This window comes from Pseudomonas salomonii, from assembly GCF_900107155.1.
GTDB classification, from domain to species: domain Bacteria; phylum Pseudomonadota; class Gammaproteobacteria; order Pseudomonadales; family Pseudomonadaceae; genus Aquipseudomonas; species Aquipseudomonas salomonii.
The window spans coordinates 425909-451215 of the sequence record NZ_FNOX01000004.1; the positions used below are offsets into that span (position 1 = coordinate 425909).

At 60.4% G+C, this 25307-nt stretch carries 20 protein-coding genes and 1 pseudogene; 2 read left to right on the forward strand and 19 right to left on the reverse strand.

Features of this window, described 5'->3' with window-relative positions:
• Positions 1-20: 20 nt before the first annotated feature.
• The 4 genes from urtD to urtA all read right to left on the reverse strand — a co-directional run bounded on the left by urtD (position 21) and on the right by urtA (position 4812).
• Positions 21-854, reverse strand: a complete 834-nt coding sequence (gene urtD, locus BLV67_RS11960; RefSeq protein WP_162238858.1) for an urea ABC transporter ATP-binding protein UrtD — start codon at positions 852-854, stop codon at positions 21-23.
• Positions 851-1918: an urea ABC transporter permease subunit UrtC gene (gene urtC, locus BLV67_RS11965; RefSeq protein ID WP_056860481.1), complete on the reverse strand. Its 1068-nt coding sequence runs from the start codon at positions 1916-1918 to the stop codon at positions 851-853. The genes urtD and urtC overlap by 4 nt, the downstream gene beginning before the upstream one ends.
• On the reverse strand, positions 1918-3420 hold the full coding sequence (urtB, locus tag BLV67_RS11970) for an urea ABC transporter permease subunit UrtB (protein WP_069786871.1): 1503 nt from the start codon (positions 3418-3420) through the stop codon (positions 1918-1920). The genes urtC and urtB overlap by 1 nt, the downstream gene beginning before the upstream one ends.
• 126 nt (positions 3421-3546) lie before the next feature.
• Positions 3547-4812, reverse strand: coding sequence for an urea ABC transporter substrate-binding protein (urtA, locus tag BLV67_RS11975; protein WP_056860479.1), 1266 nt, complete (start codon positions 4810-4812; stop codon positions 3547-3549).
• A 417-nt stretch (positions 4813-5229) separates the two neighbouring features.
• Here urtA and BLV67_RS11980 point away from each other — a divergent pair, with 417 nt between their 5' ends.
• A complete protein-coding gene (locus BLV67_RS11980) occupies positions 5230-11106 on the forward strand; it encodes a DUF4329 domain-containing protein (protein WP_069786872.1) in 5877 nt (1958 codons plus the stop codon).
• Between the two features lie 2 nt (positions 11107-11108).
• On the opposite strand, the gene BLV67_RS11985 is transcribed toward BLV67_RS11980, so the two are convergent.
• From BLV67_RS11985 to BLV67_RS33125, 11 genes and pseudogenes are all read right to left on the reverse strand, one after another.
• Positions 11109-12119: a FecCD family ABC transporter permease gene (locus BLV67_RS11985; protein WP_069786873.1), complete on the reverse strand. Its 1011-nt coding sequence runs from the start codon at positions 12117-12119 to the stop codon at positions 11109-11111.
• Entirely contained in the window at positions 12116-13063 is a 948-nt protein-coding gene (locus BLV67_RS11990; protein WP_069786874.1) for an ABC transporter substrate-binding protein, read from the reverse strand. Before BLV67_RS11990 ends, BLV67_RS11985 begins: the two co-directional genes overlap by 4 nt.
• Positions 13060-13848 (reverse strand): ABC transporter ATP-binding protein, encoded by a 789-nt coding sequence (locus BLV67_RS11995; RefSeq protein WP_065930631.1) that lies wholly within the window; start codon positions 13846-13848, stop codon positions 13060-13062. Before BLV67_RS11995 ends, BLV67_RS11990 begins: the two co-directional genes overlap by 4 nt.
• A gap of 52 nt (positions 13849-13900) precedes the next feature.
• Positions 13901-16009, reverse strand: a complete 2109-nt coding sequence (locus tag BLV67_RS12000; protein WP_069786875.1) for a TonB-dependent receptor — start codon at positions 16007-16009, stop codon at positions 13901-13903.
• Between the two features lie 153 nt (positions 16010-16162).
• Positions 16163-17545 (reverse strand): PepSY-associated TM helix domain-containing protein, encoded by a 1383-nt coding sequence (locus tag BLV67_RS12005; protein ID WP_069786876.1) that lies wholly within the window; start codon positions 17543-17545, stop codon positions 16163-16165.
• A gap of 116 nt (positions 17546-17661) precedes the next feature.
• Positions 17662-19722 carry a TonB-dependent copper receptor gene (locus BLV67_RS12010; protein ID WP_069786877.1) on the reverse strand — a complete coding sequence of 687 codons (2061 nt, stop codon included), beginning with the start codon at positions 19720-19722 and terminating at the stop codon, positions 17662-17664.
• A gap of 93 nt (positions 19723-19815) precedes the next feature.
• Positions 19816-20226, reverse strand: coding sequence for a DUF2946 domain-containing protein (locus BLV67_RS12015; protein WP_069786878.1), 411 nt, complete (start codon positions 20224-20226; stop codon positions 19816-19818).
• 10 nt (positions 20227-20236) lie between these two features.
• Entirely contained in the window at positions 20237-20719 is a 483-nt protein-coding gene (locus BLV67_RS12020; protein ID WP_068931262.1) for a copper chaperone PCu(A)C, read from the reverse strand.
• A gap of 46 nt (positions 20720-20765) precedes the next feature.
• On the reverse strand, positions 20766-21161 hold the full coding sequence (locus tag BLV67_RS12025) for a DUF2946 domain-containing protein (RefSeq protein ID WP_068931263.1): 396 nt from the start codon (positions 21159-21161) through the stop codon (positions 20766-20768).
• Positions 21162-21257: 96 nt separating this feature from the next.
• On the reverse strand, positions 21258-21545 hold the full coding sequence (locus BLV67_RS12030; protein ID WP_069786879.1) for an addiction module antidote protein: 288 nt from the start codon (positions 21543-21545) through the stop codon (positions 21258-21260).
• A pseudogene (locus BLV67_RS33125) lies at positions 21542-21730 on the reverse strand (type II toxin-antitoxin system RelE/ParE family toxin); the annotation flags it as partial. The pseudogene BLV67_RS33125 and the gene BLV67_RS12030, both read right to left, overlap by 4 nt.
• A 435-nt stretch (positions 21731-22165) precedes the next feature.
• Between BLV67_RS33125 and BLV67_RS12040 the strand changes: the two are divergent.
• Positions 22166-22417 carry a DUF6124 family protein gene (locus tag BLV67_RS12040; RefSeq protein WP_069786881.1) on the forward strand — a complete coding sequence of 84 codons (252 nt, stop codon included), beginning with the start codon at positions 22166-22168 and terminating at the stop codon, positions 22415-22417.
• Positions 22418-22472: 55 nt separating this feature from the next.
• Here the strand turns inward: BLV67_RS12040 and BLV67_RS12045 are convergent, their stop codons facing one another.
• The 4 genes from BLV67_RS12045 to BLV67_RS12060 form a co-directional block, all read right to left on the reverse strand.
• Positions 22473-22961 (reverse strand): PIN domain-containing protein, encoded by a 489-nt coding sequence (locus BLV67_RS12045; protein WP_069786882.1) that lies wholly within the window; start codon positions 22959-22961, stop codon positions 22473-22475.
• A complete protein-coding gene (locus BLV67_RS12050) occupies positions 22958-23236 on the reverse strand; it encodes a hypothetical protein (protein WP_069786883.1) in 279 nt (92 codons plus the stop codon). Before BLV67_RS12050 ends, BLV67_RS12045 begins: the two co-directional genes overlap by 4 nt.
• Before the next feature lie 126 nt (positions 23237-23362).
• Positions 23363-24088 carry a cobalt-precorrin-6A reductase gene (locus BLV67_RS12055; protein ID WP_069786884.1) on the reverse strand — a complete coding sequence of 242 codons (726 nt, stop codon included), beginning with the start codon at positions 24086-24088 and terminating at the stop codon, positions 23363-23365.
• Positions 24085-25290 (reverse strand): bifunctional cobalt-precorrin-7 (C(5))-methyltransferase/cobalt-precorrin-6B (C(15))-methyltransferase, encoded by a 1206-nt coding sequence (locus BLV67_RS12060; protein ID WP_069786885.1) that lies wholly within the window; start codon positions 25288-25290, stop codon positions 24085-24087. Before BLV67_RS12060 ends, BLV67_RS12055 begins: the two co-directional genes overlap by 4 nt.
• Positions 25291-25307: the final 17 nt, after the last annotated feature.

Sequence of the window (25307 nt, forward strand, 5' to 3'; positions counted from 1 at the left end):
ACGATCAGTTCGCGTCAGCGTCAGCGACCGAGGTAAACCTCGATGACGCGCTCGTTTTCCTGCACCTGTGCAAGCGACCCTTCGGCCAGCACGCTGCCCTGGTGCAACACGGTCACGTGGTCGGCAATCGAACCGACGAAGCCCATGTCGTGTTCCACCACCATCAGCGAATGCTTGCCCGCCAGGCGTTTGAACAGCTCGGCGGTGAACTCGGTTTCGGCGTCGGTCATGCCCGCCACCGGTTCGTCCAGCAGCAACAATTGCGGGTCTTGCATCAGCAACATGCCGATTTCCAGGAACTGCTTCTGCCCGTGGGACAACAACCCCGCCGCGCGTTGTGCCGAGGTGGTCAGGCGGATGGTATCGAGCACTTCCTCGATGCGGTCTTTCTGCTCACCGCTCAGACGCGCGCGCAGGCTGGCCCACACGGACTTGTCGGTCTTCTGCGCCAGCTCGAGGTTTTCAAACACGCTCAGGGCTTCGAATACCGTGGGCTTCTGGAACTTGCGGCCGATGCCGGCCTGGGCGATCTGCACTTCGCTCATGCTGGTCAGGTCCAGGGTTTCACCAAACCAGGCCTTGCCATGGCTGGGGCGGGTTTTGCCGGTGATCACGTCCATCAGCGTGGTCTTGCCCGCGCCGTTGGGGCCGATGATGCAGCGCAATTCGCCGACGCCGATGTACAGGTTCAAGTCATTGAGCGCCTTGAAACCATCGAAGCTGACGCTGATGTCTTCCAGGGTCAGGATGGTGCCGTGGCGGGTGTTCAGGCCCTTGCCGGCGGCCTGGCCAATGCCGATGGCATCGCGGCCGCTGCCTGCGTCGAAAATAGGTTCCAGCATGACGTTCCTCATTTCTTCAGCAGGCCGATGATGCCCTTGGGCAGGTACAGGGTGACGATGATGAACAGCGCCCCAAGGAAGAACAGCCAGTATTCCGGGAAGGCCACGGTGAACCAGCTCTTCATGCCATTGACCACGCCGGCGCCCAGCAGCGGCCCGATCAAGGTGCCGCGCCCGCCCAGGGCCACCCACACGGCGGCTTCGATGGAGTTGGTCGGCGACATTTCGCTGGGGTTGATGATGCCCACTTGCGGCACATACAACGCGCCTGCCAACCCACACAGCACTGCACTCAACACCCACACAAACAGCTTGAAACCGCGCGGGTCGTAGCCGCAGAACATCAGGCGGTTCTCGGCGTCACGCAACGCCGTGAGCACGCGGCCGAACTTGCTCTGCGCCAAACGCCAGCCGGTGTACAAGCTGGCGACCAGCAACAATACGGTGGCCACAAACAGCACGGCCCGGGTGCCTGGCTCGGTGATGCCAAAGCCTAGAATGCTGCGAAAGTTTGTGAAGCCGTTATTGCCGCCAAACCCGGTTTCATTGCGAAAAAACAGCAGCATCCCGGCAAAGGTCAGCGCCTGGGTCATGATCGAAAAATACACGCCCTTGATCCGCGAACGAAAGGCGAAGAACCCGAACACCAAGGCCAGCAAACCGGGCGCCAAGACCACCAGGCACATGGCCCACAGGAAGTGTTCGGTGCCGACCCAGTACCACGGCAATTCGGTCCACGACAGAAAGGTCATGAACGCCGGCAGCTCATCGCCGGACGCCTGGCGCATCAAGTACATGCCCATCGCATAACCGCCGAGGGCAAAGAACAAACCGTGGCCGAGGGATAACATCCCCGCGTAACCCCACACCAGGTCCAGCGCGAGGGCGACGATGGCGTAGCAGAGAATCTTGCCCACCAGCGTCAAGGTGTAGGCCGAGACGTGAAACGGATTTTCCGGCGCCAGCAGCGAACACAACGGCAGCGCCAGCAGCAGGATCAAAATGACCGCGCCCACCGCTATCGTGACCTTGGGGCCGGCCTTTTGCGCGGCGGTAAGCATCAATGGCTGGTTCATCAGTCGATCACCCGTCCTTTCAGTGCAAAGAGTCCTTGCGGGCGTTTCTGGATAAACAGAATGATCAGCGCGAGGATCAGGATCTTGCCGAGCACGGCGCCGATCTGCGGTTCAAGAATCTTGTTGGCGATGCCCAGCCCAAAGGCGGCCATCACGCTACCGGCCAACTGGCCGACGCCGCCGAGCACCACCACCAGGAACGAGTCGATGATGTAGCTCTGGCCCAGGTCCGGGCCGACGTTGCCGATCTGGCTCAGCGCCACGCCGCCCAACCCGGCGATGCCGGAACCGAGGCCAAAGGCGAGCATGTCCACACGCCCGGTGGGCACGCCGCAGCAGGCGGCCATGTTGCGGTTCTGGGTGACGGCGCGCACGTTGAGGCCCAGGCGCGTCTTGTTCAGCAGCAGCCAGGTCAGCACCACCACGCACAACGCGAAGGCGATGATCACGATGCGGTTGTACGGCAGCACCAGGTTGGGCAGCACTTGAATGCCGCCGGACAGCCATTGCGGGTTGGACACTTCGACGTTCTGCGCACCGAACACCAGGCGCACCAGCTGGATCAGCATCAGGCTGATGCCCCAGGTGGCCAGCAGGGTTTCCAGTGGTCGCCCGTAGAGGTGGCGAATCACCGTGCGCTCCAGTGCCATGCCGATGGCCGCCGTGACAAAAAACGCCACCGGCAGTGCAATCAACGGGTAGAACTCGATGGCCGCCGGCACATAGCGCTGCATCATCAGTTGCACGACGTAGGTGGAATAGGCGCCGAGCATCAGCATCTCGCCGTGGGCCATGTTGATCACGCCCAGCAGGCCGAAGGTGATCGCCAGGCCCAGGGCCGCGAGCAGCAGGATCGAACCCAGAGACATGCCGCTGAAGGCCTGGCCGAGGATCTCGCCGAACATCAATTTGCGTTTGACCTGGGCCAGGCTGGTCTCGGCGGCGGTGTGCACGGCGGCGTCGGTTTCGACACCGGGCGCCAGCAGCGCCTCAAGGCGTGTGCGTGCCAGCGGGTCGCCGGTGCCGCCCAACAGGCGCACGGCGGCGAGGCGAATGACCGGGTCGGGGTCGACCAGTTGCAGGTTGGCCAGGGCGAGGCTCAACGCGGTGTGCACGGCCTCATTGGTCTCGGCGGCCACTTGCTGGTCAAGGAATTTGAGCTGCGCAGGTTGTGCGCTTTTCTGCAGGGTTTGTGCTGCGGCCAGGCGCACCTTGGGGTCGGCGGCGAGCAGTTGCTGGCTGGCTTGCACGTTGTCGATCAGGCCGCGCAGGCGGTTGTTCAGGCGTAGGGTTTTGGTTTCACCGTTGACGTTCAGTTGGCCTTGTTGCAGCGCGTCCACCAGCTCGATGCGCGCCGGGTCGGGCTGGGCAGCCCAGTCCTGGAGCAGCTTGGCTTGTTGCATCGGGTTGGCGTTGATGAAGTCTTCGGCGTCGCTGGCGTGTGCGGCAAAGGGCAGCCACAGCAGGGCGGCGAGGATGAGGCGGTAAAGGGCAGTGGGCATAAAGGTTTCCTATAGATCGTTCCCACGCTCTGCGTGGGAATGCCGCCTTGGACGCTCTGCGTCCGCGTTGTGACGCAGAGCGTCACGGGATGCATTCCCACGCGGAGCGTGGGAACGATCAGCGGATCAGTTGCTCTTCACGGCATAGTCCGGCTTCTTGTCGTTGCCCGGAATGAACGGGCTCCACGGCTGGGCGCGGATCGGTTTTTCGGTCTGCCATACCACCGAGAACTGCCCGTCGGCCTGGATCTCGCCGATCATCACCGGCTTGTGCAGATGGTGGTTGGTCTTGTCCATGGTCAGGGTGAAGCCCGACGGCGCGGCGAAGGTCTGGCCGGCCATGGCTTCGCGCACTTTGTCGACGTCGGTGGACTTGGCTTTCTCAACCGCTTGGGCCCACATATGGATGCCCACGTAGGTGGCTTCCATCGGGTCGTTGGTCACGGCTTTGTCCGCGCCCGGCAGGTTGTGCGCCTTGGCGTAGGCCTTCCAGTCCGCAACGAACTTCTTGTTCACCGGGTTCTCCACGGACTGGAAGTAGTTCCAGGCCGCGAGGTTGCCCACCAGCGGCTTGGTGTCGATGCCGCGCAGTTCTTCTTCACCCACGGAGAACGCCACTACCGGCACGTCGGTGGCCTTCAAGCCCTGGTTGGCCAGCTCCTTGTAGAACGGCACGTTGGAGTCGCCATTGACGGTGGAGATCACTGCGGTTTTGCCGCCGGCCGAGAACTTTTTGATGTTGGCGACGATGGTCTGGTAGTCGCTGTGGCCGAACGGGGTGTAGACCTCTTCGATATCTTTATCGGCTACGCCTTTGGAGTGCAGGAACGAGCGCAGAATCTTGTTGGTGGTGCGCGGGTACACATAGTCGGTGCCGAGCAGGAAGAAGCGCTTGGCGCCGCCACCTTCTTCGCTCATCAGGTATTCCACGGCCGGGATCGCCTGCTGGTTCGGCGCCGCACCGGTATAGAACACGTTCGGCGACATCTCTTCACCTTCGTACTGCACCGGGTAGAACAGCAGGCCGTTGAGTTCTTCGAACACCGGCAGTACCGATTTACGCGACACCGACGTCCAGCAGCCGAACACCACGGCCACCTTGTCCTGGGTCAGCAGCTGGCGACCTTTTTCGGCAAACAGCGGCCAGTTCGACGCCGGGTCCACCACCACCGGCTCCAGCATCTTGCCGTTCACACCGCCCTTGGCGTTGATCTCGTCGATGGTCATCAAGGCCATGTCTTTAAGCGAAGTTTCGGAGATCGCCATGGTCCCGGACAGCGAGTGCAGGATGCCGACCTTGATGGTCTCGGCGGCCTGGACGGTCCAGGTCAAACCCATGGCGGCAATGGATGCCGACAAAGTGAAAGCCTTGATCAAGCTACGACGCTTCATGGTGCGATCTCCGTAAACCGAAAGTGTTGTGGGGCAGATACGCAGGTCTTTGCAAAGGCTGTGCCTGCGGCGGCAAACACCGATGCCGGTGAGTGGTTGTTGCGGACATTGGCACGGGGGTGCACCAGCTTGGCGCTGCAATTGCCGTCAGGTGCAGGTGTGGCGCTAAAACAGGGCGAAGCGTTAGATAGGCAGCGCAAACGCTGTGCAGGGATGTTCCGGGATGAACGCTCAACCAATGCGTGTTGCGTGAGTTACGCAAAACCAATCGTTCCTGAGGCGCGGCCTGTCCTGCTCAAGCCCATGACTAACTATTCACCTCTTGGGTGATGGGTGACCTGTTGAGAATGGCATCAGAACCCTGTGCCCAAGAGTCCTTGGGCACTGAGGCGGTTCTCACTATTCAGGGACGTTGCCATGACCATCAATTTGTCGCGCGAGGAGCGCGCAGCCAGTTCAAACCGAGGGACTACCCGTTTACCCGCCGTCAGCCCAGGATTCATTAACGAAGCCGACGCCGCTTATTGGGCGCACAAAAAAATAGGTGCGCGCAGAGACAAGGAGTACGGCGGGGTTATTTTGAGGAAATATACGGGCAGGTATCATGCTACCGAGCCTGTGCCCGGCAAGGGGTTGCAGTTTGATCTGCGCGAGGTACTGACGGTCAGCGCCGATGGTCAATTTGAGCAACCCAAGGGTTACACCTGTGTGGCCTCCTACCATTCGCATCCTGCGGACCATGAGCTGACTCAGAAGGCCAATCCGAACTTTGATAGTAAGACGGTCAAAGCGTTTTTGAGTTTTTTTTCCGATGGCGACTTTTGGCATGGGGTTAATAACCGAGATTTCTTCCCGGCCGCGTATTTGTCCGGCCCCGACGGCTCGCTGATCCGATACGCTTCAAGTGGCTCCGTTGAAGAGCGCAGCTTTGCGCTCTGGATAAAAGCAGGAAGGCCCCGCAATAACAAAGTTGCCCTGTTTGGTCCGTTCAGCACTTTTGTCAAAAAACTCTCGACGCTGGGTACCTTGAGCCTGATTGTTCCCACGGCACTGTGGGGCGGCTCGGCAGGCGACGTGCCCGCAGATTGGGTGGTGTTCCAACCCTTCAGCAGCGGTGCGCCAACCCCTCAGCCTTTGTTTACCGGCGTATTCACCGAAGTTCAGGCAGCGATTAACGTTTGTGAACCCGTTGCCGCGCCCGCGCGCCAAATCGGTATCGTGATCAAGGCGCAAGGCGAAGGCCGGGCTGAGTATGCGGTTTCTCAGCCGGAGCCTGCGCAGGTGCTGGGGTGGCTGGCCGGTGATGCGTTGCCGGTACTGCCGGCCGGATGGGAACTGCACGGCATGTACGTTGATTCAAGTCCTGTACCCGAGCCTTTCCCGCCTATGCAAGCCTGGCTGTACCAGTGTTTTATCAGCCCGCTGGACTTGGCAACGCACATCGCTGGTTACCGCAGGTTATCCAAGACGCTATCTGTTGCCGCTGCCGGTTCGTTGTACATCCGCACAAGTGACGCAGCCGTTTTACGCTATGGCTTTTCTGGCTCCGACGCCGAGTCTCAACTTTTCGCTCAGGCGGCGGACGGTAGCGTCACGGATAACGGCATACAGGCGCTGCTGCAGGCGGGAACACTGCTGCCACAGGGGTTGGTAAAACAGGTGGCCGAGGCGGGCCAATTGAGTGTGGAGCGCACCAGCGATATTTGGGACAAGAAAGGTGCTGTGGACAAAATGTGGCGGCCTTTTTCCAAAATTCCCGAGCCGCAATTGAGCCCGGCTTTTATCACTGCCGACGACGCTGCCCGCTGGGCGCACGAGATGATTGGCACGCGCCGCGACCTCGAATATGGCGGAGTCATACTCAAACGGGGTTATCGCTACTATGCCACCCATCCGATACCGGACCGCCGAGCGGTGTTCGAACATGGGCTCCTCTTGGCCAGGGACAGCGACGGTAACTTCGTCGCCCCTGATGATTACAGCGCCGAGGCGTTCTACCACTCCCATCCCGTCACTAATATCGCGCAAGCAAGGATCAACTACCCCGACGACAGTGATGATCAGTTGTTGCTGCGTGGCAACTTCTATTCAAGGCCGGACCTACGCTTCAGCATCCGAAACCGGGCTTTCGCCAGGGCTCACTATCTCTCAGGACCGGATGATGCACTGATCAAATACGTCAGCAGCGGCTCGGCGCTCGAAAGCGCGTATTACCAGGAGCTGCATGGCGTGGAGGACAAGACCTCCAGTGATTTCGAGTCCAAGGTTGTCTGGAAACTGGCCGAAGCCGGCGAGCTGTCGGTGGTGATCCCCAACCCGGTTTGGGGTGGCGTTCGTGGACTTATCTCCAAGGGCTGGCGCATCAGGACGCCCGCGACAGCACAGCAGCAGCAACCCTTTTTCACCGAAGCCTACTCGCGGCCGGAGCATGCCGTGATGCGTGCGCTTGTACTTGCCGGTCCCGAGAACATTGGCACTAAGTTCGGGGTTGTACTCAAACATAGGCAAGAGAATATCTATGCGGCGACGTTGGCACTGCCCAGAAGTGTTCCCCTGTTTTCGCCCGCTGTGCTGTTTCCAAAACGCCAGGATGGCGGGGTGTGGCTACCTTCCCAGTACCGGCTGGAGGCTATCTACTTCAGCAGTTGGTATGAAACCAACGAAATTGCCGCTCGGGAAACCTGGTTGGCCAGTGCCTTCTTTACGCCGTCGCAGGTGGTCGCCGCCGCCCGCCAGGCACGGGCGACTCTGGCCATCCAGCACCGCACCCGTGGCTTGACCTTGTACATGCAGGCCTCTGATTCAGCGCTGCTGGCACTTAAAGTGCCCGAGGCCACGGCCACCTCCGAGCTGGTGCAGGAATCCAGCACCGGCGAGCTGCACGATAACGGTGCGCAAGCCGGCCTGCTCGATGGCACGCTAAGCCCGCGGACTTATGTACGTCGGGTTATTAGCGCGACCGCACTGTCGGTGGTCGAGGCGGGCGGTTTGTGGCGATACGTAGGGCCGGTGGATAACCGTCTGCTGGTGTCGTTCTACACGGCGACACTGAGCCGTTCGTTTCTCTCTGCACGCGATGCGGCGGTGTATGCCCATGAGCAAGTCGGTAGTCGACGCGATCGTTACTATGGGGGTTACGTGCTCAAGGGCGAAGACGGTCGCTTTGTGATTACCGAGCCTATAGAAAGCCGCGAAAATCCATTTTTGTACACGCTGTTTTTCCCTTCCAGTAACCACGGCCCGCTGATCCCGCCGGAACCTTATGTGTTGCACGGGCGATACGGCTCTCATCTCGAATTGTCCATGGCCGACCCTGTTCCGATCCTGCGGCGCGGCTGGACACGGGACGAGGCGCTGATCAATCAGCAGGTGTTCTCCTGCAATGAAATGTACGCCATCATCCCGGCCGGGCGAGTGGCCTATCTCTCGGCGGCACCGAATTGTTTATTGGAATACACCCCAAACAAGTCTTCTGCAGAAACAACGCTCCTGGCTAATCTCAGCCCTCAAGCCGGGGATAACAGCTTTCAGGCGCGACTTGACAGAGGGGACATCAAGCCCGCCGATTGGGTGTGGCGAGTGGCCGAGACGGGGGATTTGAAGATCATTCAGGGCAACCGGCTTTGGGGGCCGCGCTCGGTGGTCTACCGCGACTGGTCGGCCAATTACAACTACGCCCCAAGATCCGGCCCGCTTGACTACGTCACCTACGGCGCGGTGTTTACCAGCGCCGATGATGCGGCCAGTGACCTTCATGGGCGGGTGCATGGGCGTCATTTTCCCGAGGAGGCGTGCTATGCATTTATCCTCAAACACAAGGACAAGGACCAGTACATTGCGAGCGAGGTGGTCGGTGCCACCCGTACGGATGAGCTGTTCAATCGCTACCTTGTGTTTAAACGCATTACTCAAGACCAGTACCAGCTCCCAGATGGTTTTGAACTGCATGGGCTGTTTCGCTCGCAGCAATGGCTGCGTAAAAGGCTGAGACCTTCGAACGAATGGCTGGCTCGGTTTTTTGTCCAGCCTGATGTTCTGTACGCCGCTATCTATGAAGCCAAGGGTGGGAGTGCCGATAGCCTGCCGATTTATTTTTCAACGCATGATGGTGCGCTGTTGCGCTATAGGCCCTCACCGATTGACGTAACGTCCGGCGGTACGGCGGATACGTTGTTGGGTGACGCACAACGAGCGTTGGATTCCGGGATTAAGAGGCCCGTTGAATTCGTCAGGGAGTGGTCGCTGAGGGGGCAGCTTCAAGTGGTCCGTATCAGCCAGCTCTGGGATAAAGCCGGGTTGGTCAGTAATACCTGGACCAGTTACGCAACCTTGATGCCGCGACATTTAAGCCCCGCCTTCGCCAGCCCCGATGACGCGGCCCGCCACATAACAACATTGACGGGCAACGGACATCGCCGCACTTATGGCGGGGTAATTCTCAAGCTGGTCAGCGGGTTATATGCCGCAACGGAGCCCTTGGCCATACCGCCCCAGGGGCTTGCTTTAAATTGGATCTACCCTGACCACGCGGTTTCAACAGGACTTTATCCGGGAGGCAGCACGATTGTGGCGCGCTATCGGACTCTGCTGGATCAAGAGGTGCCGCTGCTGCTGTCCAGCACTCAGAAAGCCATCTACAAAAGCATGATTCCGAGCACGGTGCTGGCGAGTTTGTTGAACCGGGATGCCGACATCATGGGTGAGTATGTGTTCGGCGCTAATGGTTCGATCCTGAGTTATCAACTCTCGAACTCCATTGCGGAGAACTCGCTTAAAAACCGTCTGGCGGTACAGAGCCTGGCCAAAGACGACTACGTTGACAACCTTATCGAACAGCAAATCCGCAGCGGGGTTCTCACGCCGCTGGAGTTCGTCACGTTGGTGGCGAAGGCGGGTAAGCTGAGTGTGGTGAAAAATGATCGTTTATGGGGGCAGGCCAGACAGATAACGGGAGAGTTTGCGACGTCTAACGCTACGCCCAACCCCGGGGATATTCGCCAGGTATTGTTCGACTCAGCCTGTGGCCCGATCTTTACCCGGGCGTTCGATGCCGTCCGCTACGCCCAGCGTATGGCGAAGCCGCAAACCGACGTATCGTTCGGTTACGTACTCAAAACCGTGAAAAAGTCGCTGTACATGACGACCCTGCCACTTGTCAGGGAGAAATTTGACGATTTCAGGCGGGTTTTTATCAACGGCCAGTTGCCCCAAGGTTATGTGCTGGAGGGCATGTACCTCTGTGCTTCGACGGTGGCGATTGCCCCGGCCGGCGATGAAATGGCGCATAGCTTTTTCCCCCCTCAAGACATTGGCAAAGCGTTGAACTTTCTCATCTACGCAAGCAACGGCAAGGCTCTGCCGTTGTACCTGATGTGTGGCGACGGGGCATTACTTAAATACCTGGTTCAAAAGACGGCGCAGTTATACGACTGGACGAAGAATGCAGTCTTGGAACGCTCCCAATTGTTAAACGGTACCCTCAAGGTGCGCGAATATGTGCGCCGCTTGGCCGCCATGGGCGAACTGGAAATACGGGTGACCAGTGTAGTCTGGGGCAGGAAAGAGCGGGTGATGGCGCAATGGACACCGAAAAAAGCCCCCCATGCGTTTGCCGATGACCCGCATTTTCATTCGTTCTGTGGGCCGTTGTTTCTTTATCCCGACGATGCGGCGCGTTATGCCCAAGGCTTGGTGGCCCCTTTCCAGGACAAGCAATATTTGGGCGCGGTATTGATGCCGGATCAAATCCAGGGCTATGTCGCGATTGACCCGGTGGAGGACCAGGGCACGGGAGGTACGAGTACCCGAGAGCTGCTGTTTTGGATCGATCATGCCGGGTTCGATATCCCCGCCGGTAATGTCCTGAGCACCTACAAAATCGCCGCCGTGCACGCGTTCTACAAAGCGATACCGTCGACTGTCAGCCGTGAGCCGAGAGAGCAAAAATTGCTGACCCACTTCGTCTCCAAGGATGACCTGCGCGGCTATCTGGCGGTGATCCGGAGTAATGCGCCCTATGCCAAGAGTTGCTACCTGTCCAGCCGAGGCGGCGCCCTGCTCAAATATGTACCGGCGTTCACGCAGGCTGAAACCACCTTGCTCAGTCCTGGTGATGCACCAGACCCTAGTGTGCTGGTCAGTCAATTGCGCGCTCAAGGCAGCCTGTCCGTATTGGTCGCCGATGCTTTCTGGATGCGCGTGGGCGTATTGGGTGCAGAGTGGAACGGGGGCGAAGCGCCGTCCGAGCCGCAAGTCGGCAAGTTTTGGTATGAGGGTGAAAGGGATGAACTCTGACTCTAGCGCTTGCGCATCAACCCGATAAAAAACAGCCCGCCAATCGCTGCCGTGGCCACGCCAATGGGCAAGTCTTCGGGGGCGATCAGGGTGCGCGCAGCGACGTCAACCCACACCAGAAACAGGCTACCCAGCAGTGCACACACCGGCAATAAACGCCGGTGTTCGGCCCCCACAAGGCGCCGCGCAATATGCGGCACCATCAGCCCGACAAAGCCGATGGAACCGCTGATGGACACCAGCACGCCGGTCATCAATGACGCCACCATAAACACTTTGAGGCGCACATTGCGTGCGTTGAGGCCCAGGGTCACGGCGGTCTGTTCGCCGGCCATCAACGCGTTCAGCGGCCGCGCCATGCCCACCAGTACCAGCAAGCCTAGAAAAACGGTTGCGGTGGGGATCGCCAGCAGCTCCCAGCGCGCCAGGCCCAGACCGCCCAGCATCCAGAACATCACCGCCGAGGCGGCGCGATGGTCGCCCATGAACAGCAGCAGGTTGGCCGCTGCCATCATCACGAAGGACACGGCTACGCCGCACAACAGCAGGCGATCACTTTCCAGGCGGCCGTTACGACTGGCCACCGCCAGCACCACCAGCATGCTCAGCAAGGCGCCGATAAACGCTGCGATGGGCAGCGTCAGCAGCCCGACGATTTTACCCACATGCAGCACCACGATCACCGCGCCCAGGGTGGCGCCGGAGGTCACGCCGAGCAGGTGCGGGTCGGCCAGCGGGTTGCGCGTCACCGCCTGCAACACGGCACCGATCAATGCCAACCCGGCGCCGACCAGCGCACCGAGCAACATGCGCGGCACGCGGATCAGCCACACGATATGTTCCTGGCCAGTGCTCCAGTTGGCCTCGCCGAGGCCGAAGGCCTTGTTGAGCAAAATCCGCCACACCACGTCCGCCGGTACCCGCGCCGAGCCAAACCCCAGCGAGATCACGCAAGAGACCAGCAACAACGCGCCAAGCGCACTCAACAGCAGGGCATAGCGGCGGCTGATCATTCGCCGTGGAACCCTTTGGCCAGGGTTTCCACCGCCAGCACGTTGTCGATGCCCGGCGTGGCCTGCACATACGGGATCACGATAAAGCGCTGGTTCTTGATCGCGTCCACCGACTGCAACGCCGGGTTATCCAACAGGAATTGCTCTTTCTGTGCGGCGGTGGTTTCGCTGTAGTCGACGATCACGATCACCTGGGGGTTGCGCTCCACCACGGTTTCCCAATTGACGCGGGTCCAGCTGGCGTCGATGTCATCGAGGATATTGCGCCCGCCGGCAGCGGTGATCAGTGCTTGCGGCATGCCCAGGCGGCCGGAGGTCATGGCGCGGTCTTCGCCGCTGTCATAGAGGAACACCCGAGGCTTGTCGGCGGGCAGGTGCTGTTGCACCTCGGCCACTTGCGCCTGCATCTGCGCGATCAAGGCCGTGGCGCGCTCCTGCACATCGAAGATCTTGCCCAGGTTGCGCAGGTCGTTATAGGTGTCGTCCAGGGTCGCCGCCGGGCGCTTCATCACGAAAGCGCAGGACTCGGTCAACTCGTAGACGTTGATGCCCAATGGCTGCAAGGTTTGCGGCGTAAGGTCACCGCCCACGCGCATGCCGTAATCCCAACCGGCGAAGAAGAAATCCACGTTGGCGTTGAGCAGGGTTTCCACCGACGGGTACTTGCTCGCCAGTTCCGGCAGGCCGTCGAGGATTTCGGCCATTTGCGGCGTGACCGACTTCCAACCGGTGACGCCGCTGTAGCCGGCCATGTGATCCTTGAGGCCCAGGGCGAGCATCATCTGGGTCATGTTGATGTCGTGGCTGACCGCGTGTTTCGGCGCTTCCTGGAAGGTCACGTCGCGGTTGCAGCTTTTGACGGTCACCGGGTAATGGGTCGCATCGGCAAACGCTTGGGCCGTGCCGAGCAACAACGCGAGAGACAACAGGGCGCGCAGGATCATGGTTGGGTTATCCAGGTGATTCGGGGGTAGCCGGCCAATGGGTGAGCGTCGATCAAGGCTTCGACGCCGAAGACATCACGCAGCAACTCGGCGGTCAGCACTTGGTGAGGCGTGCCGCTGGCGACAATGCGCCCGTGGTTGATCACGTACAAACGATCACAGAAAGCCGCAGCCAGGTTCAGGTCGTGAATGCTGGCCAGGGTGCCAATGTTCAAGCGCTTGACCAGCCGCAGCAACTCCAGCTGATAGCGCGGGTCGAGGTGGTTGGTCGGCTCATCGAGGATCAGCAGTTGCGGCTGCTGCGCCAAGGCGCGGGCGAGGATCACGCGCTGTTTTTCGCCGCCCGAGAGCGTGGCGAACGCGTGGTCGTCGAAGCCGTGCATGCCGACCGATTCCAGTGCCTGCCGGATGAGATGCTGGTCGTGCAGTGTGTCGCCGTCGAACAACCCCTTGTGGGGTGTGCGGCCCATGGCGACCACTTCGTCCACGCGCAGGCCGAAGGTGTCGGGGAATTCCTGCAGCACCACAGCGATGCGTTGTGCGCACCACTTGGCGCTTTGCTTCCAGATATTCTGGTGTTCGAGCAGCACGTCACCGCGTTCGGGTTTGCTGAAGCGATAAGCGCAGCGCAACAGGCTGGTCTTGCCACTGCCGTTGGGGCCGATCAGCCCGACAAACTCCCCCGCGCCGACCTGCAGGCCGGCATCCCGCAGCTGGAAGCGGTGGTTGCAGTGGTCGTGGCCGGGTGGAGTCCAGCCAAGGTCGGTGAGGGTGAGTGAGGCCATCAATATTCTCAAGGTCAACGCAAAGCGAAAATGTGGGAGCGGGCTGTTTCAGTTAGAAGGTGTAGTCCGCCGTGACGAAGAACGAACGCGGCTCACCCAGTATCCACTGTTGACCATTGTTGTACTGGCTGACGGCGTAGGTGCGGTTGAACAGGTTGTTCAGCTCAAGGCCCAGGGTGGTATTGCGCATGGCTTTCCACGATACGGTGGCGTCGGCCACGGTGTAGCTCGGCACTTCGCTGCTGTTGGCGGTGTCGGCATAACGGGCGCTGACGTAGCGCACACCGGCACCGGCGCGAATGTCATCGGTCAACGCCTTGCTCAACCACAGGTTGGCGGTGCGGTTGGGCACGTCCACCGGGCGGTTGCCGTCGCGGGAAACGGCCTGGCCGTTGACCACTTCGGAAAAGTCGTCGTACTGCGCCCGCACAATGGCCGCGTTGGCTTGCAGCTGCCAGGCGTTGGGCAGTTGCAGGTCGAGGCTGGCTTCCAGGCCGTTGGAGGATTGCTGGCCGACTTGCTCCTTGAGCGTGGTGCCGGGGATGCTCACCAGCAGTTTCTTTTTGACGATGCGATAGGCCGCCAGGGTCCACTCGCCACGCGAGTCCCAGAACGCTTGCTTGAAGCCGATTTCGGCCTGTTTGGCGGTGGACAAGCCAAACTGCTGCTGGCTCGGGCTCAGGCTGATCAGGCTGCCAACGCCATCGGTGCTGGTGGCGTACTGGCCGTAAACCGAGGTGTTCGGAGTGATCGCGTAGACCAGGCCGGCTTTCCAGTTGTTGCCGGTCAGGGTCTTGTCGGAGTCTTGGTTCACGGTTGTCAGGTCATTGCTATCGATGTGCAGGTAGTCGCGGCGCGCGCCAGTGATCAACGACAGTTTATCGGTCAGTTGCAGGCGGTTTTCGGCGAAGGCCGCGAGTTGTTTGGTGGTGCTGACCGACTGGGCCATAAAAGGGCTGTCGCTCACAAACGGTTGCGGCACCGGATGCTGAATGTCCACCGGCTGGCCGCCGCCTGGCACGTCGTTAAACGGCGCATTGCTGGCCAGGCGGAAGCGAATGCGGTTGTACTCGACGCCCGTCACGGTCTGGCTGTCGAGGCCCAACAGCGTGTGTTTGAAGGTGAAGGTCTGGCGGTCACCGACCTGTTCCTGGTTGTGCTTGATGCCCAGGTAGTCCTGGCGCACCAGGCCGCCATTCACATAGTTGTAGCTCTCGGCGTTCTGCCAGCGGCGTTGGTTTTTCAGGTACGACAGCTCGTTGGTGGCGGTGACGTTGTCGTTGATCTGCCACTCGCTGGTCAGGCGCATCCACTGGTCGTTGTAGTGCTGTTTGTCGTTGCTGACGTTGTAGTTCTTGTCGCGCAGGCCTTTGTGCAACTGGCCGTTGATCAGCGGCGTGCCGTAATAGTTCTGCGGGCTCTGGTCGCCGTAGTCGTGGGCCAGGGTAAAACTCAGGTTATCGGCCGGCTGCCAGCGCAGCGCGCCGCTGACGAAGTCGCTGGCGGAGTCGCCGCGTGCGATAAAGCCGTTGCTGCGCAGGCGGTTGACGTTCAGGCGGTAGCTCAGGGTGTCGGTCAGCGAGCCGCCGCTGTCCAGCGCTTGCTGCTGGCGGTCATCGGAGCCATAGCCCAGGCGCACATGGTTTTCGATTTCGCCGCTGAACGGCTTCTTCGCAATCGTATTGATCACCGCACCGGTGGCGCCCTGGCCGTACATCACCGAGGCCGGGCCGCGCAGCACATCCACGCGCTCAACCGACCAGGTATCCACCGGGAAGGTGGAGGTGCCTGCGCCATCGAACATGCGCTGCCCGTCGTACAGTTGCAGTACCGAACTCTGCCCGGTAAAACCACGGGCCTGCAACGACGTGCCGCCGTCGCCCGGCGAACCGGTGCGGCTGATGCCGGTGGCGCGGGAGATGGCGTCCTGCACACTGACGTCGCCGCGTTCGCGGATCTTCTCGCCGGTTTGGCTCTCGACACTGCCTGGGGTTTGCAAGGCGGTGAGGTTCAGGCGCGAACCGGCGGTGGTCGGGGTGTTCAGGTCGACGCGCTCGTCATCCACGGCGGGCGCGGTCACGGGGCTGGCGGGCAGGGTCAGCGCCTGGGCAGTGTTGTGCAAGGCGAGCAGGCATACGCCGCACGCAAGGTACTTGTTCATCGGTCGATCAATCGCTTCTTGAAAGGGTGTGCTCGCCGCAGGGCGCGGCGAGCAACGATAACGCAGAAAGTGTTATAAGTTAACACTTATTGGCTGCGCGACAAAAGTCGCGCAAGGCTACAGAAGGCCTCTGCCGTGGGCATCTCACCTGCCTCATGCAGAACCTGAGGCAGATTCACGTTGGTTGAAAAGGCGCGCCAGCACCAAACGATCCAATGCCCACACCACGACCAGCGACGCGCCCACCAGCGGAAAAATAATCGCCAGTGCGAGCATGATCACCATCGCGGTTTTCCACTTCGGCAGGTCATGGCGCAACGGCGGAACCCCCAGCCCACCGTGTGGCCGACGTTTCCACCAGATCACCACGCCACTCACCGCACTGAGCAGAATCATCAAGCAGATCACCAGCACGATCAGCTGATTGACCCAGCCGAACATCTTGCCCTCATGCAGCATCACGCCGGTTTCGGTGGCGCGTGCGACGAGGTTGTAGTGTTCCCAGCGCACGTCGGCCAGCACTTTGCCGGTGTACTGGTCCACATGCAGGGTCGCGTCATTGCGCGGGTCGTTGGCGAACACTGCGACGGTGAATACGCCTTCGGCGGTGGTGGGGAACGTGATGCTATAGCCGGGTTCGACCTTGCGCGCGTTGGCCAGGTCGACCACTTGTTGCAGGCGCACCGTCGGCGCGGCAGGACCTGAATGCATGGCGCCGTGATTCATATGCTCAGCGTGGTCGCCGGACATCGGCATCGGCGTGTTTTCCATCGCCCACGGCACGGTCTGCTGGCTGGCGGTATTGAGGCTGCGTGCTTGCTGGTCGGACTGCGGCACGTTGTTCCACATTGCCGCCGGAAACTTATTCCACAGCTCGGCGTATTGCTTGCCCCAGAAGCCGGTCCAGGTCATGCCGCTGAGCAGCATCACCAGCAAAAAAGCCGCGCCCCAGAAACCGGCGACCGCATGCATATCGCGCCAGAACACTCGGCCGCGGCTGTTGAGCCGTGGCCACAACACACCCGCCGAAGACTTGCCACGCGGCCACCACAGGTACACGCCGGACACCACCAGCATCACGCCCCAACCGGCGGCGAGTTCTACCAGGCGATCACCCACGGTGCCGATCATCAGCTCGCCATGCAGTGCGCGGGCGATGGCTTGCAGGTTGTATTGGGCATCCTGTTCGCCGAGGACAGTGCCGCGATACGGGTCGACGAATACTGTCACTTCGCGGCCATCGTTGTGCATCACGAACTGCGCGCTGCTGGTGGCGTCGGCGGGTGGCAGGTATTTGCTGATTTTGCCTTGGGGAAAGGCTGCCTGGGCGCGTTGCAGTTGTTCGTCGGCGCTCAGGGCGTGCTCGGCGCTTTGCACCTTGAGCAGGTTGCCGTACATCAGCGGGTCGAGCTGGGGTTTGAACAGGTAGATGATGCCGGTGAGGGCCAGCAGCACCATGAACGGGGCGACGAAGAGGCCGGCGTAGAAGTGCCAGCGCCAGGCCAGGTTGTAGAAGGAAATTTTTTGGGTGGTCATCATTAGGCTCCGCAAGGCTTTAGATATTTTTTGTCTGTCAGGCCGCTATCGCAGGCAAGCCAGCTCCCACATTTGGAATGCATTCCTCTGTGGGAACGGGCTTGCCCGCGATGCTCTTAGAAGCTCATGTCCACCTTGGTCCAGAGCGTACGCCCCGGCTCCTTGATGGCTTGCGGGTCGTTGGCCGGGTAGCCGAAGCCTGCGTTACCGGCCAGGTTCAGATGCTCGGCATAGGCTTTGCCGAACAGGTTGTCGACGCCGGTGCTGACCTTGAAGTTTTTATTGATGCGGTACGCCGCGTTCAGCGAGAACACGCCAAAACCGCTGCTTTTGTCGAAGTCCTTGCCGACCACGTTACCCTTGTTCTGGTCGATGCGGTTTTGCGCCGCGACCACACGCCACAAGGCGCCGGCGCTCCAGTCGTCCTGGCTGTAGGTGAGGCCCAAACGCGCGTCCAGCGGTGGCATTTGCGGCAGCGCCTTGCCGTCGCTGGTGTTCTTGCCCCAGGCGTAGGCGAGGCTGGCGTCGGCTTTCCAGTGCTGGGTCAGCTTGTACGCCGCGCCCAATTCACCGCCCATGATGCGGGCGTCGACGTTACGGGCCTGGGACGTGGTGCCCATCATCCCGGGCTTGTAGTCGAACAGGATAAAGTCCTGCACCCGGCCGATATAACCAGAGGCCCAGGCTTCCAGGTCGGCGGTTTTGTACTGCGCGCCGACGTCGAGTTGGGTGGTTTTCTCCGGCTTTACGCCGTCAAAGGCATTCACCGAACCCACCGCGCCGGTGTTGGGCGAAAACAGCTCCCAGTAATCCGGAAAACGCTCCGAATGGCCGAGCCCTGCGTAGACCGTGGTGGGCGTGTCGGCCAGGTCATGCTCATAACGCACAAAGCCCGAGGGCAACGTGTCGGCGCGGGTGTCGTTGGCGGTCGGGTTGGGGCGCGACATCATTCCCGAGCCCGTGCGCTGGCGAAAATCCTTGGCCGAGGCGCGGTCCAGGCGGGCGCCGGTGATCAGCCGATCGCGGTCGGCGGCGTACCAGGTCAGTTCGCTGAACACGCCGTAGTTATGGAAGTTGGCGTCCTTGACCCGTGGCAGATCCTTGTAGGTGTCGATGCCCATGCTGCTGCGCTGGCGATGTTCGTTGGTCTGCGCGTCCAGGCCGCTGATCAGTTGCACATCGGCCCAGCGCCAGGTCGCCTTGATGCGTGCGCCAAGGGTGCGGCGGTCGACGTTGGAAGCCATCGGCCCGGCCATCATGCCGGTGCCCGACGGCGTACGCAGGCTGTAGTTGTCCATCACATGGTCGGCGTAGTTGTAGTAGACCTGCGCTTGGACCTTATCCAGTACCTCACCGATATTGGATTTTTCAAAGCGCAGCCCCAGGCTTTCGCGCAGAAACTGCGAACCATCCATGCCGCGCCCGGCGTAGCGCGCTTCGCCATCGCCACGGCCGGCGGTGAGCTCCAGCAAGGTGTCGGCGTCGGGGGTGAAACCGACGGCCACGTCGCCATTCCACTTGTCGTAGCGCGAGGCGACGGTGTCGTTATTGCCGTCCTTGTAGTCATCGGCGTGGGCCTGGTTGCCGATCACCCGCACATAGCCCAAAGGCCCTCCGGCGGCGGCATCGACCACCTTGTCGAAGCGCCCGTTGGAGCCGGCCAGCACACTGGCGTTGACCCGCGTGCCCAGCTCGCCGAAGTGCTCGGGCTCACGCTCGAACAGGATGGTACCGGCCGACGCGCCAGGCCCCCAGAGCACGGTTTGCGGGCCTTTGATCACGGTGAGCTTGTCGTAGGTTTCCGGCGAGATATACGAGGTAGGCGCGTCCATTCGCCCTGGGCAGGCGCCGAGCATCATGCCGCCGTTGGTGAGGATATTCAGGCGCGAACCGAACATGCCGCGCAGCACCGGGTCGCCATTGGTGCCGCCGTTGCGCACCAACGCGAAGCCGGGGATGGTCTTGAGGTAGTCGCCGCCGTCGCTGGCGGGCACCGGTTGGCGTGGGTCTTTGGGGTTGGTGACAACGGTCAGCGGCGAGCTGGGGGCGATCGCGGTGATTACCGTGGGGCTCAACTCATGCTCATCGGCGTGGGCCTGTGGCACCAGCAACGCGCCGCACAGAACAGCGAAAACGGGGGTACATCCCAAACGGGAGTCAGCAGAAAACCTGGACATGACAAATTCCATCAATCAATCGTAAACAACACGGCCAGCAGCCTGCGGCTGTCTGTCTAAAGTCGGCCGGTGTGAAGTGATGCTGTGAAGTGCTTACGAAGCGATGGGCGGAGCGCGGCTGCGGGCGCCGGGGAAGATGCTCTGCCGGGCGTGGCCAAGGCGAGTGGCGGGCGTCAGGGCATTAGCCGGTGGCGGTGTGCCGAGGCTGGCATAGGACACGCTGCCGGGCAGGGCCGGGCAACTGAAGAGCAGGTCGCAATAACCGCACTTTGCCCAGAGGGCGTGGTGTTCGCTGGGGGCTTGCTGGTGTTCGCCATGGCCGCTTGACGGCATGTCCATGGACATTTCCATCGACATACCGGCGTGATGGTCCATCGGCATCGCTTGGGAAATCAGCGGACCGATAAAGATCATCAGCATGGCGAACAGGCTGATCCAACTGCCGCGCGTCAGGCTCATGGGCCTGCGGCGGTGTGGCGACAACCTGGCGCGAGGGGCGCCCATCTACGTTGGCCTATTGGGCGTGCATATGCTCGTGGCCGGCCATCGGCGGCGCTTTTTGTACCGAGACTTCAACCTGCACCGGACCGGCTTTTTCGAAGTTCAGGGTGAGTGGGAAGTGTTGGCCGTCGCGCAGTTGGCTGCGGTCTTTCAGGCCCAGCAGCATCACGTGGTAGGCCATTGGTGCGAAGGTCAGATCACCCTTGGCCGGTATGGCAACGGTGTCCACCTTTTGCATCTTCATCAAGTCACCCTGCATCACATGCTCATGCAGCTGGGCTTCGGCAGCCACGGGCGTATCGACGCTAACCAGGCGATCCGCGCTGTCACCTTGGTTATGAATCACAAAATAGGCGGCGACTGTCGGCGCATTTGGCGGCAATTCCTGGGACCAGGGATCGCTGACCAGCAGGTCGCCGGCCTTGTAGTCGTCGGCATTGGCAGCACTGAACACCGGCAGCAACAACGCGGCCAGCAGCAGGGAAGATTTAAGCATGGCAGTTCTCCAGAACGGTTCTAAACGCAGTTCACTTGCGAACGAATCAAACCGTTGGAGAGGCGCGGGGGTTAAGGCTAGGCCATTGCTGGCGCGGGGTCGGGGCTTGCAGTGCGGGCGGCGACAGGCCCGGCACCGCATCAAAACGCGTCACATACAGCTGCGGCACATGCCCCGGCAACGCCACCAGCGGCGGCGAGCCCGAGCAACACCAGCAATGCTGCATGGCGGAATGATCTTCCTGGGGCGGTGTTGGGATATCCAACTTGCCCAAGGCAATGGTCTTGAGGCTGGCGCCATTGGAAGAACAGAAACTGCCCCACAGCAATTGTTGCACGGGGTCTTGCGACTGTTGCATCGCGCTGGCCAGCGGCATGGCAAAGGCGTTGAACAGCACTGCAAAGCAGGCGATCCACACAATTGCAAAGCGTTGACGGGCCATGGCGGACAATCCGTAGGGTTAAGCGATCAGGTGGGTATTTAGCCTGATCGGGGGGCATAAGTAAAAAGCGGCGGTGTGGTTTGGTGTCGCACCGGGTCAGACCGCTGTGGCGTGAAGCTTGAGGCCCAGCGCTTTCATGACTTTCATGATAGTCGCGAACTCAGGATTGCCAGCACTGGAAAGGGCTTTGTACAAACTTTCTCTTCCAAGGCCGGCGTCGCGGGCTACTTGGGTCATGCCTTGGGCGCGTGCGATGTTGTTGAGGGCTGAACGAATCAGTAAGCCGTCACCAGAGTCTTCTTCGAAAGACGCTTCAAGGTACTCGGCCATGTCCTCCGGGGTTTTGAGGTGCTCAGCTACGTCGAAATCTCTAAATTCAGTCATGGTTCACTCCTTTTGCCAAATTCAGCTGCAATCTGTTTAGCGCGCTGTATGTCGCGCTTTTGCGTTGATTTATCGCCTCCGATCAACAGCAGGTAAACCACCTCACCGATGCGCGTAAAGTAAACCCGATACCCAGGGCCATAGTGGATGCGCATTTCCGATACGCCATTTCGTACGGTTTCGCATGCTGATGCAAAACACCGAGAGGGGAGGTTAGGGCGAGGGCTTTTGGCTGTGCCAGCCAGATGGTTCGGAAGTATTTGTAGGTAGATTCGACTTTGGGCGGAGAAGCTAAATAGTTGGCCGTCCGGCTGGTTATTCGTGCAAACAGAAACGTCTTACAAGTCTTTGAGGTTGTCCCTAGGACACTCAATCTCTAGTCTCCATACACCGCTGCACAGGCAGCGGTCGGGCGTCGCGGCCCGGATTGATTAAGCATTGCCTCCTTTCAGTTGACGCTTTTTTATCGTCTACTGTGCGGCGCTATGGTGGCTGTGCGCGGGATACCTTCGGGTATGCCGGTTTCCTTAATCTCCGGTCCGCGAACCTGCGCACAGCTGCCACCCTCTTTCGCATCGCGGCGATCAGTGGCGGCTCCACTTAGATTAAGGAAATTCACAATGATCAAACCCACCCCCAATCCCCCCATTTGCCTATTCACCGTAGCCGACGGAATCAGCACCGAAGACCTGCTGGTCAACCTCAGCGAAACACTCGCCTCGGCCAATGCGCTGAGTTGCGACCTTGCGTTTGACCTGGATGGCCCGAAGCGAGAGGAGTTGCTGGGTGTTGCGCAGTTGATTGAGCTGGCGCGATTGCTGGCTGACAGGGTGCAGGAAGGTGCAAGACGGCCGACAGTCGCGAGTAGTTAACAGTCCTATGACCGATCGTTCCTGCGCTCGTGCGTGGGACTGATCGTCTATTGGTTTAGAACTCCCAACTTGCTTCCCGTATATGGTTGAAATTCACAACATCGACGCACTGTTGGTGAGCAAAGCCGGCGACTCTAAGGTCATCAGTCAAAACTAGATAGTTATCTTTAGCGAGTGCGATAATTCCTACGTCAGTAAGGCCGTAGGGCGACAGCTCATAATCGCGACTTATGCCCAAGGCTGGGGTGTGAGTTTCAATAATTGTTGAAAGTGAACTTTTTAATGTCGCGTAAACATCGTGCAACTTTCTCCCGTACAATCCATTTGTCAGGTTGCTGACTTCTGCGAGAATGTGAGGCGTGGAAACAAGTTTTTCGAACTGATCAATCATTGTGAGCAAAAGGCGGTAGTCTTCATTGGTATAGCCCCGGGTTCTCTTGAACTCTACAACGCTGGGCGTTCCACCTATCAGTGCCAGGAGTAGCAAGTTGGTGTCGACTATGATTCCCTTTCTTCGGTACTGCTTGATATAGGCATCTATCATACTTCGCGGATCTTCATGGAGCGAAACTCACCTGTCTCCGCGTCAATGATGAATGTTTTGTATTTCCTTGTCTGCATTCGTCCGGCTAAGGACGCGCCTAACCTTTCATACTTATCAGGGGCTGGAACATTAAAACCCAACGTGATTGCCCATGTTTTACCGCTCGAATTTAGCTCGACTTCCTCAAGCATGAGGTCTTGCAATTCCGTTTCTTGCCCGAGGAAGTCGTTTGCTGCAGCCTTGGCGACTTGTACGGCCTCTTTAACTTCTATCATGTCAGCTCCTGAATATAATTGAGTCTGGCTTGAATTATTCTTGGAGTGTAGCACTTCGTGTTGTTGGTTCATCGCCGTCCCTTGAGGTAACAAATAGAATTGCCAGAGGCTGCGAATGATCCTGATCTATCGAATGAAATCTGCCAATGAATCGATTGTTTCTGCGGGCGTCAAAAGCTCTCTATCCACCAGCGCCAACACCGGCCGCTTCAACACCAATACCGGCACGCCACGCTCGCGTGCCACTTCCAGCTTCGGCTCGGTCGCCGCACTGCCGCTGTTCTTGCTGATCAACACATCAATCCCACGCCGTTCAAACAACGCGCGCTCGTCCTCAATCAGAAACGGCCCACGCGCGCCGATGACTTCACAGCGCTCATTGCCCGGATACACATCCAGTGCGCGCAGCGTCCAGAACTGATCGGCGGGGATTTCATCCAGATGCTGCAAGGGCTCGCGCCCCAAGGTGAACAACGGACGTTTGAAGGGCTTCAAGGCTTCGATCAGTTCAGCCCAATCTCCCACCTCGCGCCAGTCATCCCCCGCCTGCGGCTGCCACGCCGGGCGCCGCAACGCCCAGCAGGGAATGCCGCACACTGCTGCCGCCGTGGCCGCGTTCTGGCTGATCTGCGCCGCGTACGGGTGGGTCGCGTCGAGGATCAGACTGATCTGCTCATCGCGAACAAATTGCGCCAAGCCTGCATGCCCGCCGTACCCGCCTACACGAACTTGGCAGGTGAGGTCAGTGGGCACGCGCCCAACCCCAGCCAGGCTATAGATATGTTCCGGCCCCAGCGTGCGGGCGATGGCCAGCGCTTCGGTGACGCCGCCCAACAACAGGATGCGTTTCATAGCGGCTTGACCACGTCCAGCAAGGTGATCGGCAGCGCCTGGCGCCAGGTGTCGAACTCACCCAGCGGCTGGGCCTGGGCCACATGGATGCGCGTAAGCTCGCCGCCGTGTTGCGCGCGCCAGGCCATCAAGGTCATTTCGCTTTGCAGGGTCACCGCATTGGCGACCAAACGCCCACCGGGGCGCAGGTGTTGCCAGCAGGTGTCGAGCACGCCGTCGCGGGTGACGCCGCCGCCGATAAAAATAGCGTCCGGTGCTTCCAGGCCGAGTAACGCCTCAGGCGCCTTGCCGCGAACCAGTTGCAGGCCGGGCACGCCGAGGGCATCGCGGTTATATTCGATCAGCCCTTGGCGACCTGCGTCGGCTTCAATCGCCAGTGCGCGACAACTCGGATGCGCGCGCATCCACTCGATGCCGATAGAGCCGCTGCCCGCGCCCACGTCCCAGAGCAATTCACCGGGCATCGGCGCGAGGCGGGCGAGGGTCATGGCGCGTACATCGCGCTTGGTCAGTTGGCCGTCGTGGTTGAAGGCCGAATCCGGCAGCCCGGCGAGGCGTGACAGGCGCGGGGTGTTGGCGTCGGCCAGGCAGTCGATGGCAACCAGATTCAAGTCCGCAACCGAGGCGTGTGGCCAATCAGCAGCCAGCCCGTCGAGGCGCTGTTCGGTTGCGCCGCCCAAGTGTTCAAACACGCTCAGCCGGCTGCGCCCGAAGCCGGACTCGGCTAACAGCGCGGCAATCGCCGCAGGGCTGCGCCCATCATTACTCAGCACCAGCAACCGCGCGCCACTGGCCAGGTGCGCATTAATTGCCGCCAATGGCCGCGCCACCACGGATAAGGTCACCACCTCCTGCAACGGCCAGCCCAAACGCGCCGCGGCCAACGACACGGAGGACGGCGCCGGTAAAATCAGCAATTCCTCAGCGGCCACCTGTCGCGCCAGGCTGGCACCTACGCCATAGAACATCGGGTCGCCGCTGGCCAGAATGCAGACCGGCTCGCCACGACTAGCCAGCACCGGCTCCAGGGAAAACGGGCTTGGCCACAGCTGGCGCTCGCCACCAATACACACGGGCAGCAGGTCCAACTGGCGCTGGCCGCCTATAATCCGGGTGGCGCGCAACAGGGCGTGCCGGGCGTTTCTGCCCAGGCCTTTGAAGCCGTCTTCACCGATGCCTACAACCGTCAGCCAGGGCGACATAAGAATTCCTTGAACGA

Bases quoted from the DNA above. Each gene is read 5' to 3' on its own strand.
- urtD (WP_162238858.1), bottom strand. From the start codon at position 854: ATGAGGAACGTCATGCTGGAACCTATTTTCGACGCAGGCAGCGGCCGC.
- urtC (WP_056860481.1), bottom strand. From the start codon at position 1,918: ATGAACCAGCCATTGATGCTTACCGCCGCGCAAAAGGCCGGCCCCAAG.
- urtB (WP_069786871.1), bottom strand. From the start codon at position 3,420: ATGCCCACTGCCCTTTACCGCCTCATCCTCGCCGCCCTGCTGTGGCTG.
- urtA (WP_056860479.1), bottom strand. From the start codon at position 4,812: ATGAAGCGTCGTAGCTTGATCAAGGCTTTCACTTTGTCGGCATCCATT.
- BLV67_RS11980 (WP_069786872.1), top strand. From the start codon at position 5,230: ATGACCATCAATTTGTCGCGCGAGGAGCGCGCAGCCAGTTCAAACCGA.
- BLV67_RS11985 (WP_069786873.1), bottom strand. From the start codon at position 12,119: ATGATCAGCCGCCGCTATGCCCTGCTGTTGAGTGCGCTTGGCGCGTTG.
- BLV67_RS11990 (WP_069786874.1), bottom strand. From the start codon at position 13,063: ATGATCCTGCGCGCCCTGTTGTCTCTCGCGTTGTTGCTCGGCACGGCC.
- BLV67_RS11995 (WP_065930631.1), bottom strand. From the start codon at position 13,848: ATGGCCTCACTCACCCTCACCGACCTTGGCTGGACTCCACCCGGCCAC.
- BLV67_RS12000 (WP_069786875.1), bottom strand. From the start codon at position 16,009: ATGAACAAGTACCTTGCGTGCGGCGTATGCCTGCTCGCCTTGCACAAC.
- BLV67_RS12005 (WP_069786876.1), bottom strand. From the start codon at position 17,545: ATGACCACCCAAAAAATTTCCTTCTACAACCTGGCCTGGCGCTGGCAC.
- BLV67_RS12010 (WP_069786877.1), bottom strand. From the start codon at position 19,722: ATGTCCAGGTTTTCTGCTGACTCCCGTTTGGGATGTACCCCCGTTTTC.
- BLV67_RS12015 (WP_069786878.1), bottom strand. From the start codon at position 20,226: ATGGGCGCCCCTCGCGCCAGGTTGTCGCCACACCGCCGCAGGCCCATG.
- BLV67_RS12020 (WP_068931262.1), bottom strand. From the start codon at position 20,719: ATGCTTAAATCTTCCCTGCTGCTGGCCGCGTTGTTGCTGCCGGTGTTC.
- BLV67_RS12025 (WP_068931263.1), bottom strand. From the start codon at position 21,161: ATGGCCCGTCAACGCTTTGCAATTGTGTGGATCGCCTGCTTTGCAGTG.
- BLV67_RS12030 (WP_069786879.1), bottom strand. From the start codon at position 21,545: ATGACTGAATTTAGAGATTTCGACGTAGCTGAGCACCTCAAAACCCCG.
- BLV67_RS12040 (WP_069786881.1), top strand. From the start codon at position 22,166: ATGATCAAACCCACCCCCAATCCCCCCATTTGCCTATTCACCGTAGCC.
- BLV67_RS12045 (WP_069786882.1), bottom strand. From the start codon at position 22,961: ATGATAGATGCCTATATCAAGCAGTACCGAAGAAAGGGAATCATAGTC.
- BLV67_RS12050 (WP_069786883.1), bottom strand. From the start codon at position 23,236: ATGATAGAAGTTAAAGAGGCCGTACAAGTCGCCAAGGCTGCAGCAAAC.
- BLV67_RS12055 (WP_069786884.1), bottom strand. From the start codon at position 24,088: ATGAAACGCATCCTGTTGTTGGGCGGCGTCACCGAAGCGCTGGCCATC.
- BLV67_RS12060 (WP_069786885.1), bottom strand. From the start codon at position 25,290: ATGTCGCCCTGGCTGACGGTTGTAGGCATCGGTGAAGACGGCTTCAAA.